At 53.5% G+C, this 14,975-nt stretch carries 13 protein-coding genes; 6 read left to right on the forward strand and 7 right to left on the reverse strand.

The window, feature by feature from the left end; all coding sequences use genetic code 11:
• Positions 1–60: 60 nt before the first annotated feature.
• From G556_RS09980 to G556_RS0102560, 5 genes are read left to right on the forward strand one after another with little or no spacing between them, the layout of a single operon-like run.
• The gene (locus G556_RS09980; protein WP_155941719.1) at positions 61–3,183 is read left to right on the forward strand and encodes a TIGR03773 family transporter-associated surface protein; all 3,123 of its coding nucleotides are present in this window, start codon (positions 61–63) and stop codon (positions 3,181–3,183) included.
• Complete coding sequence (locus G556_RS0102545) at positions 3,180–4,667, forward strand: anchored repeat ABC transporter, substrate-binding protein (RefSeq protein WP_024110780.1); 1,488 nt, start codon at positions 3,180–3,182, stop codon at positions 4,665–4,667. The genes G556_RS09980 and G556_RS0102545 overlap by 4 nt, the downstream gene beginning before the upstream one ends.
• Complete coding sequence (locus tag G556_RS09985) at positions 4,667–5,527, forward strand: choice-of-anchor M domain-containing protein (RefSeq protein ID WP_081675485.1); 861 nt, start codon at positions 4,667–4,669, stop codon at positions 5,525–5,527. Before G556_RS0102545 ends, G556_RS09985 begins: the two co-directional genes overlap by 1 nt.
• The gene (locus tag G556_RS0102555; RefSeq protein WP_028821645.1) at positions 5,517–6,284 is read left to right on the forward strand and encodes an anchored repeat-type ABC transporter ATP-binding subunit; all 768 of its coding nucleotides are present in this window, start codon (positions 5,517–5,519) and stop codon (positions 6,282–6,284) included. Before G556_RS09985 ends, G556_RS0102555 begins: the two co-directional genes overlap by 11 nt.
• Positions 6,278–7,141 carry an anchored repeat-type ABC transporter permease subunit gene (locus G556_RS0102560; protein WP_036915459.1) on the forward strand — a complete coding sequence of 288 codons (864 nt, stop codon included), beginning with the start codon at positions 6,278–6,280 and terminating at the stop codon, positions 7,139–7,141. Before G556_RS0102555 ends, G556_RS0102560 begins: the two co-directional genes overlap by 7 nt.
• Before the next feature lie 49 nt (positions 7,142–7,190).
• Here G556_RS0102560 and G556_RS0102565 read toward each other — a convergent pair whose 3' ends face one another.
• The 4 genes from G556_RS0102565 to G556_RS0102580 form a co-directional block, all read right to left on the reverse strand.
• Positions 7,191–8,009, reverse strand: coding sequence for a GNAT family N-acetyltransferase (locus G556_RS0102565; RefSeq protein WP_028821647.1), 819 nt, complete (start codon positions 8,007–8,009; stop codon positions 7,191–7,193).
• A gap of 71 nt (positions 8,010–8,080) precedes the next feature.
• A complete protein-coding gene (locus tag G556_RS0102570; RefSeq protein ID WP_028821648.1) occupies positions 8,081–8,746 on the reverse strand; it encodes a potassium channel family protein in 666 nt (221 codons plus the stop codon).
• The gene (locus tag G556_RS0102575; protein WP_028821649.1) at positions 8,739–10,073 is read right to left on the reverse strand and encodes a TrkH family potassium uptake protein; all 1,335 of its coding nucleotides are present in this window, start codon (positions 10,071–10,073) and stop codon (positions 8,739–8,741) included. Before G556_RS0102575 ends, G556_RS0102570 begins: the two co-directional genes overlap by 8 nt.
• Before the next feature lie 215 nt (positions 10,074–10,288).
• Entirely contained in the window at positions 10,289–10,744 is a 456-nt protein-coding gene (locus G556_RS0102580; RefSeq protein WP_016456367.1) for a cupin domain-containing protein, read from the reverse strand.
• Positions 10,745–11,032: 288 nt separating this feature from the next.
• On the opposite strand from G556_RS0102580, the gene G556_RS0102585 reads away from it, so the two are divergent.
• The gene (locus tag G556_RS0102585) at positions 11,033–11,500 is read left to right on the forward strand and encodes an S-ribosylhomocysteine lyase (protein WP_024110556.1); all 468 of its coding nucleotides are present in this window, start codon (positions 11,033–11,035) and stop codon (positions 11,498–11,500) included.
• A 23-nt stretch (positions 11,501–11,523) separates the two neighbouring features.
• Here G556_RS0102585 and mtnN read toward each other — a convergent pair whose 3' ends face one another.
• The 3 genes from mtnN to G556_RS0102600 all read right to left on the reverse strand — a co-directional run bounded on the left by mtnN (position 11,524) and on the right by G556_RS0102600 (position 14,532).
• A complete protein-coding gene (mtnN, locus tag G556_RS0102590; RefSeq protein ID WP_028821650.1) occupies positions 11,524–12,291 on the reverse strand; it encodes a 5'-methylthioadenosine/S-adenosylhomocysteine nucleosidase in 768 nt (255 codons plus the stop codon).
• 349 nt (positions 12,292–12,640) lie between these two features.
• A complete protein-coding gene (locus G556_RS0102595; protein WP_028821651.1) occupies positions 12,641–13,024 on the reverse strand; it encodes a hypothetical protein in 384 nt (127 codons plus the stop codon).
• Positions 13,025–13,803: 779 nt separating this feature from the next.
• Positions 13,804–14,532 (reverse strand): hypothetical protein, encoded by a 729-nt coding sequence (locus G556_RS0102600; RefSeq protein ID WP_036915705.1) that lies wholly within the window; start codon positions 14,530–14,532, stop codon positions 13,804–13,806.
• Positions 14,533–14,975 lie beyond the last annotated feature (443 nt).

The following is a 14,975-nucleotide window of genomic DNA, read 5'->3' on the forward strand; positions in this document are numbered from 1 at the left end:
CGAGATGTATGATTCTCATTAATCAATAATGAGAATCGTTATCATTTAGGAAGGCTGCTAGTGCTCAGCTTCAAGAAAACGGCATGCGCCGTGATAGCCGCTTGTGTGGCGATAGGTGCTGCTCCGTTAGCGCACGCACAATCAGATTTGCTCGTTGCAACTCAGGGTCACGTCGACGCGCCCAAGGTGTTTTGGGAAGGTTCGGCTAACAATTTCACCCTGAAGACCAACTTCGGGCCAAACCCTGTTCCCATAGAACAATCGATTCTGTGGGTTGGGAAGGGCTATTCCTCGAAGGCACAACAGCAATATTTTTACGAGATAACGAAGGGCGACGGTAGCAAGCTGGATTTCGCTGGTAACAAAGGAGATCTGCTTTATCTGGCTCCCCAAAACCCAAGCGCAAACGCGCAAGACCCGATCTGGGCAGGTTTCGGGGCAGACACGGCAGTCCCGATTGAGAACTTCCGCGATCAAGCATTTACCCTCGACATGGTTGGATTCGACGGTCCTGGACGAATGGAAATGTTCCGCTATGGTCCAGGCTGGGATAAAGCAGAACGGATGCTTTCCAGTCACGATGTGGGGATGCGCTCTGCGTTCATGAATGCTGGTTCGCACACTCACAACAACACGACATTCACCCGTCCTGGACGATACGAAATAATGTACAAAGCTACCGCCCGCGGCAATCACGGGTTGATCTCTTCGACACCGCAAAAACTAGTTTGGCAGGTTGGTGGGACGAAGCCGTCTCCAGAAGACCTAGGCGATGTAGCTGCCGCTTACAACGCTTCATCGGCCGACGAGTCGAGCGATTTCTTCCCGAAGTTCACGCTTTCCAAGAACGACAAATTGGAAAAAGATGGCGATGACAAGCTGACCAAGATGACTTTCACCACCTCTGATGCTTCCGATCAGGGTACGGCTGTCTTCTACATTGATGGCTACTACCTAGCTGAGGTGCCCGTAGTGGACGGGTCAGCGGAGTGGACCGAGATGATCGGTTCTCAGACCTCCAACTTCCAGGTCGTCTACGTTCCGAAGTCGGGCGACAGCCCGCGCTGGGTTTCTGCGCCGGTCAGCTACACAACCGGGCAGGCAACTACGTCCACTAATCAGCTAGGTGAATTTCCGCAGAAGAACAGCCAGGATCCTGCACCCGAATTTAACAATCCCGGCTTCTCAGACGGTTCTAAGGAAGTCAGCGTAAGCGCAAAGACTGAGAGCAACAAGTTTTCTAACATCACCGTGCAGCCGGCGGACGATCGCATGACGGTAAACGTCAAAGGTGGATACTTCAACAAGGCTGAGGACAAATACGTGGACTGCGATGTTGAATTTGTCTCCTCTCCAGGTCATAGAACCTATTTAGCGCCGTCTGATGGTTGCCAAAAACCGGAAACGACGCTTCGGCTTAAGCTGATTCCACACCCCAGTGATTACCGATCCGGCGTAGATTTTGAGCAAGGGCAAGGCGGACAGGGCAGCCAGACTCTTAGCTTTGGCCCAAAAGATCAGTCCCAATTTGGTTCAAGCTCGAAGCCATCTGAGAACAATCCCGAAAGTAACGGCAATAGCGCTTCTGCTGAAGCAAATCAGCAATCTAATGGTTTAGATGCCAAGCAGGTCACGATTAATAACGGTCACTTAGATATTGGGCCGGTTCCTGGTGAATCTGGCTTGCAGATTGCTATCGGTGACGACTCTCGTCAATACGCGAACAAGACCGTGCTTCGCGCACCTGAGAGCGTCAACATCGAGCTCAACAGGCACGCAGTTCAGATTAAGGGGCCTGGCCAGAAGGGCGTATTTGCTTCTAAGTCTTACAACTTCTTAGGCGATAACGGCACAAGCTTGTGGGTTATTTCCGGGCAGCAGATAAACGGAGTTCCGTGGGTCGGTTTCTCGACCGAGCGTGTTGATCACTCCGAATACCCCAATGGTGTGAACCTTCGCATCTCCTCAATTTCTGCTCCTGAAGGCGGCAAATGGTGGGCCTTCACTAGTGACGTCTCTGACGATGTCCAGATGATTGCCTCGTCGGATAAGGCGGGCGAAATAATTGCCAAGAGCCCGACACATATGCACAACAACTGGGTATTCTCCAAGCCAGGCGAATACCTGATCGGTGTCGAGGCATTTGGCACGAACGCTTCCGGAGAGTTCAAAACCAAGCAGGCGAAAATAAAATTCACTGTTAATGGAAAGGACGATCAGCAGAGCGGCGACACTAACAGGGTAGTGGTTGGCGGAAGTAGCGATCGGTCAGCTTCTGGCTCGACTGACGGGTTGAACAAAGTCGGACAGGCCGGTAGCGCAGCGCCCACAGGTGGCGGTAGTGCAGGCAGTTCGGCTGCGGGAGCGGCTAAAGAGGTATGTCTGCCTGTCGAGGGCGCTAGCAGCGCCGGATCCGTTGCCACTGAAGGTCACTTCGACCTCGGGGCGCGAATCGAAGACGGAAAGCTAGTCGCTTCGCTAAAGGATGATCGCAATCAGCCTGCGTCCTGGGTGGATCCTGCCTCCGTGGCATTCCAGCTCGGCGACCAGGCCAAGCTGAAGGCGCCAGATGCTTTGAGTTTCATCTCCAAAGCCGGTCAGGATGTCTGGATGATCCAGTCCAGTCAACAGGAAGGCGTGCCCTGGCTTGGCTTCAACACCATGCACGAGTCCATCGTCGAGCTGACAGAAGGCACGATCACCTGGAAGCTCGACTCCGTGGAGGGCCCGGGCAAGATGGCTGCGTTCACATCGGGCACTTTCGGTGGCGGTATCGGAGACAGGATTTTCGACAATGTAGGCGGGCCAACTAGCTACACGGTGGCTAAGAACACCCACATGCACCCGAACTTCGCCTTTACCGAAGCCGGCGACTACAAGGTTTCGCTTACCGCAACTGCAAAGGGCAAGAATGGCGAGGAACTCAGCGCCAAGACCGTTCTGAACTTCAGCGCAGGTTCAGAAGCAAAAGTTCCCACAGTCCAGGGCTCAACAGCCAAAGACGGTAAACCGCTAGTCTCCGAGGACGGCAAAAAACTGGGACGCACGCCCTCGGGCGAGGTCTGCGAGCTCGGAGCCGGAAACTTACCTTCGACGGGAGCGGCCGCCGGACAGGGTGCGGCTCTACTCGCAGCCCTCGTAATTGGTGCTTCGATTCTTGGCCGCCGCTACGTGAAGCCATGACATTGAAGAAACTGCTGGTGGCGGTTCTCGCAATCCTCTTAACCGGTTGCGGGGCAGCCACCCCAACCAAGTCTCAGACGCCGTCAGTGGTTACCACCACTCCAATCCTCGCCGATCTGGTCAGGCAGGTGGGTGGCGACCGAGTTAGCGTGAAATCGATCGTGCCAGCCGGCGCTGATCCGCACACCTTTGAGCCGTCTCTGCGCACCAACAGAGATATCGCATATGCCGATGCGGCATTCTCAAACTACCTGATGCTGGAGCCACACTCCGTGATTAAGACGCTTGACTCGACACTGCCAGACGTGCCCAACATCTCCATTGCCGAGGAGTCCACGAAGTACGGGGCAGAGGTCATACCCCTGGTCGAATCCAGCCACCTGGACGCTTTGTGGCTCGGTCTGCGGTTGCGGGGCGATTCCAGCGATCGCTCTAGCGAGGCCCAGCTTCAGCTGGCTGGAGTCGAAGGTCCCGGGCAAATGTTTGGATACGTTACCGGCACCTTTGGAAAACCGGAAAGGTTCTTCGAATCTGGCGATGCTAACGGTGGACGTCCAGTTTTATTACCCGTTGGTGCGCACACCCACATGTCTTGGGCATTCACCAAGCCTGGAAAATATGTCGCAACGTTCGCTGTAAAAAAGGATGGCTCTGAAGTCGTTCGGCAGAACGTCACATTTGCAGTAGGCGTCCAGCCCGAAGCCGGACAAGTTATCGACATCGGTCACGTCGACGTCACTGCAGATCTGGAAAAATCTAGCATCTACCTGCTGGTCGACGAAGAGGGTGGCGGTGAAACCACTCAGCGCGAAATTGCCGCTGACGAGGCTGTGCTATCCGTGCCCTCCAAGACTCTCCAGGAAATTCCCGCAGGGGCAAGCTATAGGTTTTTGGGCTCACCCGGTGACCTTGTCTATCAGCTACCGCAGGCGGTGCTCGGCGCCCACGTCCACGGCGAGATCGATCCGCACATGTGGCTGAGCGTGCCCAACGTAAAGGCGTACATTCGCACGATCGCTGACACGCTTTGCCGGATCTCACCCAGCGATCAGGAATACTTCCGGGCCAACGAGCGCGAATATTTGGCAAGGCTCGATCGGTTAGACGAGTACGTGACAGAAAAAGTATCCGAGGTGCCCAAGGAAAACAGAAACCTGGTTACTACGCACGACGGCTACGCGTACCTAGCCAAGAGGTATGGGTTGAAGATCGCCGGATACGTGTCAGCAAACTCGTCGATCGAACCTAGCATGGCTGAGCGTCAACGCCTCACCCAGACTCTTTTCGACCTCAAAACCCCAGCGGTGTTTGTTGAGCCGTATGTCATGAAATCCACCTCGGTGTTGCATCAAGTCGCTGAAGAGCAGGACATCAAAGTTTGCACCATTTATTCCGACACCCTCGACGATCGGGTGTCCACTTACGAAGATCTGATGCGTTTCAACGCAGACCAGATAAGCAGCTGTCTTTCCAAGGAAAAGTGATGAAGAAAATATTTTTTGCAGCGTTATTAGCAATCTCTATGTCCATCGTGCCAGCTGCGGCCGATGAGGCAGATCCGCTTGATCAAACAGTTGTGAGCTCGGAGCAGGTGAGTGCTGAACATGCTGAGGTGAACGTAGGACATATTGATCTCGGCCCTAAGGTGGTAGACGGCGAGTGGAAGCTACTTGCCCGCGACGATAACTCAACCCCAGCCGTTTGGAGGGACCCGAATAATCTGGTCATGCGAGTCTCCGACGCGGCAAAGATGGAAGTTCCCGAAGGTCAAGAGTACGAATTCCTGCAGTTAGATAAGAATCGCGAGGCCTATGTGGTTCCACAGACCCAAATCGCGTCTGTCATTTGGCTCGGTTGGAACACCCAAGATCCCGCTGTCGTCGAGCAGCTCGATCGTGGCGGCAAACTTCAGCTGCGTTCGGTGAGTGGCCCCGGCAACGTTTCGGTATTCCTGCAAAACGGTTTCGACGGCATCACCCAGCTATGGAATTCCAGCGAACTGCCGCAAGAGTTTTGGGTAGACGCAAACACTCACACGCACGCAAACTGGGTGTTCACAAAGCCGGGAAACTACAGACTCAATGTGGCATTTAACGCGAAACTTAAAGACGGCTCCGAAATCGAGGTTCCGGCATCGCTTACCTTCGCAGTTGGTGACGAAGCTAGCGGAGAGGTCGATTCCTCCCAGACCGTGGCTCCCAAAAACCAAGAATCACTCACGCAAGAGCAGTCTGAGGGTAATCCCGTAACTTTGTGGCTGATCATCTCGGCGTGCGCGGTAGTAGTCGTGGCGGCAACTGCATTCGTGGCAGCTAAGGCACGGAGGGCAAAGAATGCAGCCTGAGATCTTAAGAGTCAAGAACGTTGATGTAGACCTGGCCAAGCGCAGGGTGCTCACCGATGCAAACTTGGTAGCTAACCAAGGGGAGATGGTCAGCGTGATCGGGGCGAACGGCGCGGGGAAAACAACACTGATCAGAGCGATACTTGGGTTGGTTCCGCACAGCGGGGAGATACTAATATCCGGCCAATTGCCTGCGAAAGCGTACAAAATGGTCGGTTACGTTCCGCAACGCCACGAATTTGCATGGGACTTTCCGATCTCTGTTTCCAATGCCGTGCTGAGCGCCAGATCTCGCCAGATCGGGTGGTTCCGGATGGCCAAAAAACACGACTATCGGGCAGTAAAGATTGCTTTAGAGAAGGTGAAGATGAGCGATCTTGCCGACAGGCCGGTCGGAGAACTTTCCGGTGGGCAGCGCCAACGAGTTTTGCTGGCCAGAGCTTTGGCGACCTATCCCAAGCTCCTCATCCTTGACGAGCCTTTCACCGGCATTGACATGCCAACCCAAGAGATGCTCACCGAAATGTTCGAAGAACTGCGAGCCGAGGGAATGACCATACTCATGGCAACGCACGATTTGGCTCAGGCCATGGAAACCTCCGACAAGGTCGCTTTGGTCAATAAAACGGTTGTCGCATACGGAACCCCGGACGAAGTTCGAAACGCAACGGTCTGGTCTAGAACATTCGGCGTAAGCCCAACCTCGACGATTCTTCGCAACGCGGGCGTGCTCGTAAGCGAGGCGATCACATGCTGAGCCTTCAGGTATTGACCCCGATCGAGTTTGTTCAGGATCTGACAAACCCGCTTCTTTCTTTCCTGCCGAAGGCGCTGATCGTTACGGTCGCTTGCTCGCTGATCGCCGGTTTCATCGGCACGTACGTCGTGCTTCGCGGCATGGCGTTCATCGGTGACGCCGTCGCTCACTCGGTTTTTCCCGGCCTTGCGATCGCCTTCGTCCTGCAGGGTTCGCTGATTCTCGGCGGGGTAGCGGCGGGCCTCGCGACTGCCGTGCTCGTCACGATTTTCAGCCAAAACAGACGCTTGAAAGAAGACTCGGTAATCGGCATCCTATTCGTCAGCGCTTTTGCGCTCGGCATCGTCATATTGTCCCGTGCGCCCGGATATTCCGGCTCGCTGCAATCGTTCTTGTTCGGCTCGATAACGGGAATATCTGATTCTGACGTGACGGGCGTCCTTGTCGCAGCGCTGGTGATTTTCGTGGTTGCGTTGGCCTTCAACAAGGAACTCATCGCTGTAAGCCTTGATCGCGAATCGGCAAAAGCCTCGCGGTTGCCGGTCTTTTGGCTGGATTTGCTGCTCTATTCGCTGGTCACGATGGTAGTGGTCATCGCGGTTCAGAGCGTGGGCAATATTTTGGTGCTTGCATTGCTCGTGACGCCAGCATCTACTGCCCGGCTTTTGACTGATCGCATCGGCGTTATGATGTCACTCGCTCCGCTCATCGGAGCCCTTAGCGCAGTAGTAGGCAGCTACCTCTCATGGGCGGTAGACCTGCCCGCGGGCGGCTCGATAGTTCTGACCTCGACTGCGATATTTCTGATCACTTGGGTGCTTGCACCGAAGCATGGGTTACTAGCCAAAACTGCCTAAAACTAACCGTTGTGAGCTCGCCTGTTCCCAAAGCGCAGGCGAGCCCCTTTTAACGCGGTAGCTGAACGTAGTACAGCAGCGCGTCCTTCTTCTGTGCGGCATCAAAGAGCGATTCAGCACCGTCTTGGATGCTATCGGCGACGTCCTCTCCGGCCGAGATAATCTCGATCGCGGCCTCTGTTTCGATGGGCGTTTTGGCTTCGGCAACACACCAACCGCCCCAGCCACGAACACCGTTCTCGTCAGCAGGCAGTGACTTCGCGAAAGCGTCAACCAGTTTCGCAGCCTCTCCCGGGACGGGAAGGTGCACGTAGACGCGCAGCTTCGCGATCTCAGTGGCCCTCTTGTGCGGCCAGAGCCAGTCGTAGTCGAGTGTGTATTCGCAAGGTTGGGTGAGGGATTCGACGCTAACAGTTTTGGTTAGGTGGCGATGGTCTATCCCTCCATCGACGTACGGTTCGCCGTAAACCTCGTAACCGTAGAGCCCGTAAAAGCCGACCTTGTCGACCTGTCCGCCGATCTCGAACCGAATTTGGTCTGTGCCCTCTTCAACCACGTTATTCGCTGCGTGGCGTTCAGCGAACCTGATCATCGCCGCGCCTACGCCAAGACCGCGATGATCTTTTCTGACCGTGATTCTTTGCAGATAAACGGTCGGGATTTTTGCGTCATCCTCGGGGAAATTAACCCGGATAGTGCCAACAACCTCGTCACCGTCGATGCAGACGAAATGCGTGACGGGTTTTGCCTCAAGCGTGTCGAACTCGTCGATTTCTCGCATTGCAGGCACACCCTGCTCCTTGACAAAAACTTCAGTGCGCAGCCTCAAATATTGGTCAAAGTTATCGGTTGCCTGTTCAATCCGCATTGGTTCTCCTAACAAGTAAAGAAATAATTCTAGTTGCTGTCAGAGAAAAAACGGTTCTGCTAGAAAGTCGATTATTTTCTGGCTAGGCGGCTAAATTTTTCGACTCGTTTCGAGTCACCATAAATCTGTACCTGGTCTCCGGTAACCAATTCCACCTCTCCTAGCACGGGGTTCCATTTGTCGTCGTGCTTGATCGCAATGACCTTGACCCCGTAGCGATCCCATAACTCAACCTCGTTGAGCCTTCCTGCCACACGTTCAGGAACCATCGTGTGCACAATCGCAGTGTCAGACGACAGTTCGACGTAATCGAGATTAGAACCACGTACCATGTGTGCGACTCTTCTGCCCATCGCTACCTCAGGGTAGACGATGTGTGGCACGCCAATTTGGTCGAGGATCCTGCCGTGGGCTGTCCCGGAAGACTTGGCCCACAAGTTTTCCATTTCCATGTCGATCAGCAGCGAACAGGTGAGAATGGATGCTTCGACGTGCGCACCGCCAATTGCAACGATCACCGCGTCGAATTCGGCGATGCCGAGTTCTTCCATGGAAGCTATGTCGGTCGAATCTGCCTGAATAACCCGGCTGAGCTGACTGTTGTTTCTATTAACGACTGTCTCGTTGATATCTATTCCGACAACCACCGAGTCGTCCGACATGAGTTCTCTGGCGACAGCGCTACCGAATCTGCCCAGACCTAGTACGGCGTAGGTGGGCTTAGAGAATCTAACCAATGATCGGCCTTTCTATAGGAAGCGAGATCGCCGAAGATGCTGGTGCGAAGGCCAGCGCAGTGGCGACCGTGATCGGGCCCAATCTGCCAACGATCATGAGGGAAATAAGAATTATTTGCGAAGGGGAATTCAGCAGCGGCGTCATTCCGGTGGATAGCCCCACCGTTCCGAAAGCTGAAAGCACCTCGAATAGTGTTTCTGAAAGGTTGAAATCTGTTAACAGAAGAATGGCCAGTGTGGCTGTCGCAACTAATCCGAAGCTTAGCATGACCACGGTGATTGCCTGGCGAATCACGTTTGGGGATATTGCTTTGCCGAACACACTTGCATCGTTTCGCCCACGAATTACAGAAAAAACTGTTGCTAACAGCACAAAAAGCGTGGTTATTTTGATTCCTCCCGCAGTGCCTGCCGGACCGCCGCCGATGAACATAAACATGTCCATCGCAAATAGGGTCGAATCCGACATTGCTGATATATCTATCGAGTTGAATCCTGTGGTTCTGGTCTGAACAGCCTGGAAAATGCCAGCTAGGATTGCGCTCGAGTTATCGAGTCTGCCCAAAGTTCTAGGGTTTGACCATTCGAAGGCCGTCACAAGCAGTGAAGAACCAAGTAAAAGAGCCGTCGTTCCTGCGAGAACCATGCGCGTATTCAGGTTCCAGCGGTGGGGCTTAAACAGGTTGTGTCTGAGCTGAAAGATCACCGGGAAACCAAGGCCTCCGATAATTATGGCGCACATTAAGGGAACGCAGATCCACCAATCACCCGCGAAACGGGTCAGATTATCTGGATACAGCGCGAATCCCGCATTATTGAAGGCAGAAATCGCGTGAAAAACTCCGTGGCAGATGGCTCTAGAAAAGCTGTACCCAAGAGTCAGAAACCTTCCTGTTAGTACGGCTGCTACAACACCTTCGACGGCGAAGCTGACCAGGACCACGCGACGCAAGAGAACGCCCATCCCGCCCATCGAAGATCGTCGTTCTGCGGCGGTTACGAGGTTTGCGTTCAGGTTTGCCCTCCTGACGACAGCCTGTCCCAAAATGGTGGCGAAGCTCATCACGCCGAACCCGCCGACCTGGATCAGCGAGGCTATGACTACCTTGCCGAAAACGGTCCAGTAACTTGAGGTATCAACGATCGTTAATCCTGTGACGCATAGTGCCGAGGTGGCAGTGAACAGTGCCGGCAAAAGTGGCAGCCCACCGGGGTGGACGGTGGACATCGGCATCATTAATAACGCCGTACCCAAAACGAGTGCGGTGATAAACCCGTAAAGAATCACAGATGCGTGATTGCGCGGGTGTCGTCTCAACTCTGACACGCAGGAGACACTACGCCAGGATTTTTTGAAGGCGCAATAGCTGGCACCTAACAATTAACTGGTTGCTATCGCTATTAGGCTCAGCTGCGGTGATGAATGATCGCAAAGTTCCTAGTCGAAGGGGTGTTGATGGTTTCGGGTGAAAATATTTTTGTTGCCAAAAAGGTCGGCTTGTGGAGAAAGCACAACCCGACCTCTTGTTTTATTTAGCGTTTTTACTTGCCCAGCTGGACGGTCCACTCGGGCGGAACATCCTTGCCCGACTCTTCGTCGGCCTCGGACTCTTCAGCAGTCTTGTGGATGATTCCCTGCGCGTGATGCGAGGGGGAGTAGATTGCGTAGAGCTTCATCGGCTCATCGCCGGTGTTAATAATGTCGTGCCATTTGCCGGCGGGAACCATGATGGCCCAGCCGTCCGAGACTTCCTGCTCGAAGGTGAGGTTATCTTCGGCATCGCCCATGACCGCTTTACCCTTACCTGCATCGAGACGCAGGAACTGGTCGTTGTCAGGGTGCACCTCAAGACCGATTGATTCGCCGACCGGAATCGACATGAGCGTAACCTGCAGGAACTTTCCAGTCCAAGCGGTGGTGCGGTAGTTATCGTTCTTTTTGGTCTCGGTTTCAAGATCGAAGCTGTAGGGTTCTGGTCCGTTGTCTTTTACCGCCATGCGAGACTTCCTTTCCTTGGTAGCTGGATGACACTGTTTATCTTATTCAGGCTAGAATTTTTCCAAAGAAGAATGAGCTACTTCAAGGCACAGGATCGCCTTACCAATTAAGGCCATTTCGTAATTCGTGAATTTGGCTCAACTGCGGGTGCGCGAGAGATCTGGGCATCGATAATCCTGGGCAATTAGTCGAAAATATCGGCCACCACCGTGCTCGGCGTTTGCATTTTTCTGTTCTGCCGCGGCTTCAGTAAATACAGTTTGGGTAATTGCGGAAGACTAGGGAATATGGAAACGAAACAAACAAACGTTGAATCATTCCAGCTAGACCACACCAAAGTTAAGGCGCCGTTCGTCAGGGTCGCACACCAGGAGACGCTGCCTGGCGGTGACCAGCTAATCAAGTACGATGTGCGCTTCACTCAGCCAAACGCGGATCACTTGGAGATGCCGACTGTGCACTCTTTGGAGCACTCCGTGGCCGAGCACATGCGCAACCACACCGACAAGCTGATCGACTTCTCACCTATGGGCTGCCAGACCGGTTTCTACGCCATGACCTTGGGTATCGAGTATGACGATTTCCTCAAGATTCTTGAGGAGACCCTCAAGGACATCACAAAGATGACCGAGGTGCCGGCTGCTAACGAGGTGCAATGCGGTTGGGGCGCTAGCCACTCGCTAGAGGGCGCGCAGCAGGCCGCTCAGCGGATGCTGGACCACCGCGACGAGTGGTCTGAAATCTACTCTCACTAAGCGGCCGTCAGCACGCCGAGGCGTTAGACGTCGAACTCTTCAGGATCGCGCAGACCGATAAGGGTCATGGCTGTTAGGAAGGAGAGCCGCGATACATCACCGGCGTGCTCCTCATTATCTTTGTGGCCGGTCGGTCCGCAAAGATCACTAATTCCCCTGAGCGCTAGGAATGGAATATTGGCGCCGTAAGCCACTTGGGCCAGGGCGGTTGATTCCATATCAACGGTTATGGCTTCAGGGAAGTTCTTGCGCAGTTCGAGAGCGTTTTCCACACTGGCGAACTTGTCAGCTGATAGGAATAGGCCGCTTCGAAGATTGGTCTTTTTTAGCTTCTTGGATAGCTGCTCGAACCGAGTCAGCAGGTCGGGGTCGGCCAAATATCTCTCGGGCATTCCTGGTACCTGGCCGAGCTTGTAGCCGAATACCCTGGCATCTGCGCTGGAGAAGACGCAGGAAGCGCCAGCGCTTACATCGCCGATATGGGAATTGGCGTCCAGACCGCCAGCAGAGCCGCAGGAGAAGATGTAGCTCGGTGTCACGTAAAGCAGGGCAGCACTTAGGGCGCTTGCGGCGTTAACCAACCCGATGCCGGTGCGCAGCAGACCGATGACTTCGTTGCCGATCTGGTAAAGCTGCAGATACCCGCTGGCGCCGGTGTTCACGGGCTGGCCGGTTTCGCCAGCTAAGTCGGCCAGGGGAGCGGCTTCGTCGGCCATGGCCGCGGTAAACAGTGCGAGGATCCTCTTAGGCAGAGGTAGAGGAGAAATGGTCAGGTCAATATCTTTTGGCACGGCAGACACCTTTCCGTTGGAAAAAATCTCTCCTCAATCCTAGCCGGCAAGGATCCCTTAAAGATTTTGGCGGTGGTTTTAGCCATTTAGAATTTGGAAATGAATAGTAAACGAAGGGAAAAATCCAGAGCCCTTGGGCTCTGGAAAAGTGGATATTTGGACGTCGGATTTGATAACCAATGCGTGTGCGTAAGCATTAGGTTAAGTAACATTCAGGTGCGCACCGACCCTGCCGGCAACATCAAGCTTGACAAGCAAAAATCCATCGAAAAATTGACGGATTCGTCGCCACCATCATGACGTTGGATGGGGCAATAGGATACGGCGACACCCCAGACTCGAGCTCAGTTTATGATTCGCGGGGTCTGTTGGTGCTGTGAGCCTTTGAGTGAAACAAGCTGCCGATCTTGTTGGCTATTACTGCTAACAGTGAATAGAACCCTCCGTAGATCAGCGCAGATTCGTTGAAGAAGATGAGCATGGGCGCAATGAAAAACAGAATTGGCATCACTATCCATAAAACAGTGAAGCCCTCCGCGATTCCGTCCCAGGCGGCTAGCGCGATAGTGATCAGAGGAAACGCTATGAAAAGCAGCAAAATAAACGCCATCATGCCTAAATCAGAGGCATTGGCTAATCCGATGGCGGCTCTAGCAAGCGCAGGCAGTAAAAGATAGCAGGCGAAAAGCGCGCCCAGTTTTGCCCACGTGTCGCGTCTTTTCCACCTTTGCATATACTCATTTTTCCATGACCAGAAAGGAAAAACTATGGGTCTTAGAAACTAGCTACGCCCCAAAGAGCGCGACACTAAAAACCACCAGAAAAGCTTGTCCTATTCGTTTCGGTTAGGGCCGACGTCTTCTCGCGTCCGCTGAGCGAACGGAGCGCGATGCAGATGACGGTCTGCCATCGCTGCGTACAGATTCTGCTCCCGGAACTAGGTTTAGATGGGAGGTTTGGTCATTTCCCGATCCCGAGGACGATAGCCCCTACCACCACTATTCAATCGATATTGCGGATTATTCGCCAGATATTTTCTAGGAGTTGTTACTCTCCTCCCCAAGCTGCATAACTTTGTCCCTCATCATTGAACCAGCGCTCTACCATTGGCTTAGGTGCCTAGAACTATGGCTGCTGCGGCAGAGCGAGAAGTAAAAGCAATATCCCGGGTGACCACGCCACGCTTATTATCTATACGAATTAACCGTCGCCTGACTTCTGGCTTTACTGGTTTCCCAGCTAGTAACCACGCCCTTCGTTTACACGCACCTAAAGCTAAGAATGACCGAGAAAAAACAGATCACCCCCCCAACAGGAGGTTCCTACAGAAAGAAAACACCGTGGGTGAGCCAATAGATCTGGTTGATTGTTAATATAATCCTGCAGGAGATTGTGGGATCACAAATCTCCGACGAGTGCTGTGGTAAAGTAGAAGGTGCAGAAGGTGGGAACGAGGTCTCTCATCATGTCTTAGGGGGGTCTAGCGGACGCAAGCGCTGCTAGGCTCTCTTCTCATTTCTTTTCGAGTCTACGGGCCATTACCGAGCTAACCTGGGAGATACCCGTTAGCCAATCTGCCACCACAGGGTTGATAGAAGCGACAAGATCGAAAGCTTCTTGAATCTGGGTTTTCACGTCCACGTTTAGCAATGGTTCGACATGAGATACCCGATTTCGTAGCCGATGCAGATGAGCTACTCGCCAAAACGTTACTTCTCCGTTTGCGTCTTTTACGTGCGGAAACGCGTCGCGCAATGCCTCATTCCATAATCGTGCCCGGTTAATATTAGCGCGAAGCCTGGGATTAGCCCCTGGTAAATGGTTCGGAAGCAAGTCTCGCCACATACCAAACATGATCTGAGCTAGCACATCATTGTGGGTAACTTCTTGGTCATAGCGGTGATGATCTATTGACCTCCTCGCGGCCTGGGCTTTAGCTCTTCGGAGCGCATCTTTACGCTTCGCAGCACTGAGAGATCGCAAAGGCGCGGCAGGTTCATGTAGTAGCCAACTGTCTGTTCCTGGAATTTGCGCCTGGTTCCAGGTTTGCAGCTGTTGATCAATAGCGTTACGTAAAATAACTTCAGTGTTTCCGAGGACGGTTTGCACAGCTGCAGTCAATTCACCATGCCATCGATACAGGTTTAGAGCCGTCTTGCGATTACCATTACAGCGCTCCAGGTAAGGATACATGCGGGCAGCAGAAAGCGCCTCGATAACCACTTGGCGCCAATCATCCATGTCTCCGATTATTCCACGAGCCAACACGTGTTGGAATGAGGTGAACACACTATGGCTGATTCGTCTTTTGGCTTGAAGATTGTCCCAGAGGGCGAGCGGAAGTTTTAGCGAAACGGCCTAGTAGATACTTAGACGTCGAAAATGATAAAAGCCGCATGAGCTTATGAATCCCTGTTGACCAGTGGTTTTATCGCGTTTAGGGCTGTTTGCTGCCGTGCTGGAGTCTCGGCGATCTGGCGCTTGTGGCTGTTGCGTTCGTTGGGTTGGCGCGCATTTCCGGCTGAGGGGGGGGCTGCCGGTGGGCTTGCGTTAGCGGGTATCTGGCGAGGGGGTTATTTCTGTAGTCCTTCTGGGAGCAGCTTGTTCAGCTCGTCTCGGGTGAACTCTTTGAGTCCATCTTCTTTCAGGCGCTTCTGGGCTTCCTTGAAACTCTTGTTATCGGT

Source organism: Propionimicrobium lymphophilum DSM 4903, assembly GCF_000423485.1.
GTDB lineage: Bacteria > Actinomycetota > Actinomycetes > Propionibacteriales > Propionibacteriaceae > Propionimicrobium > Propionimicrobium lymphophilum.

Excerpts from the sequence above, each read along its gene's own strand:
- G556_RS0102600 (WP_036915705.1), bottom strand. The coding sequence starts at position 14,532 with ATGGATGATTGGCGCCAAGTGGTTATCGAGGCGCTTTCTGCTGCCCGC.
- G556_RS0102585 (WP_024110556.1), top strand. The coding sequence starts at position 11,033 with ATGGAAACGAAACAAACAAACGTTGAATCATTCCAGCTAGACCACACC.
- G556_RS0102580 (WP_016456367.1), bottom strand. The coding sequence starts at position 10,744 with ATGGCGGTAAAAGACAACGGACCAGAACCCTACAGCTTCGATCTTGAA.
- G556_RS0102545 (WP_024110780.1), top strand. The coding sequence starts at position 3,180 with ATGACATTGAAGAAACTGCTGGTGGCGGTTCTCGCAATCCTCTTAACC.
- G556_RS0102560 (WP_036915459.1), top strand. The coding sequence starts at position 6,278 with ATGCTGAGCCTTCAGGTATTGACCCCGATCGAGTTTGTTCAGGATCTG.
- G556_RS0102565 (WP_028821647.1), bottom strand. The coding sequence starts at position 8,009 with ATGCGGATTGAACAGGCAACCGATAACTTTGACCAATATTTGAGGCTG.
- G556_RS0102595 (WP_028821651.1), bottom strand. The coding sequence starts at position 13,024 with ATGCAAAGGTGGAAAAGACGCGACACGTGGGCAAAACTGGGCGCGCTT.
- G556_RS09985 (WP_081675485.1), top strand. The coding sequence starts at position 4,667 with ATGAAGAAAATATTTTTTGCAGCGTTATTAGCAATCTCTATGTCCATC.
- G556_RS0102555 (WP_028821645.1), top strand. The coding sequence starts at position 5,517 with ATGCAGCCTGAGATCTTAAGAGTCAAGAACGTTGATGTAGACCTGGCC.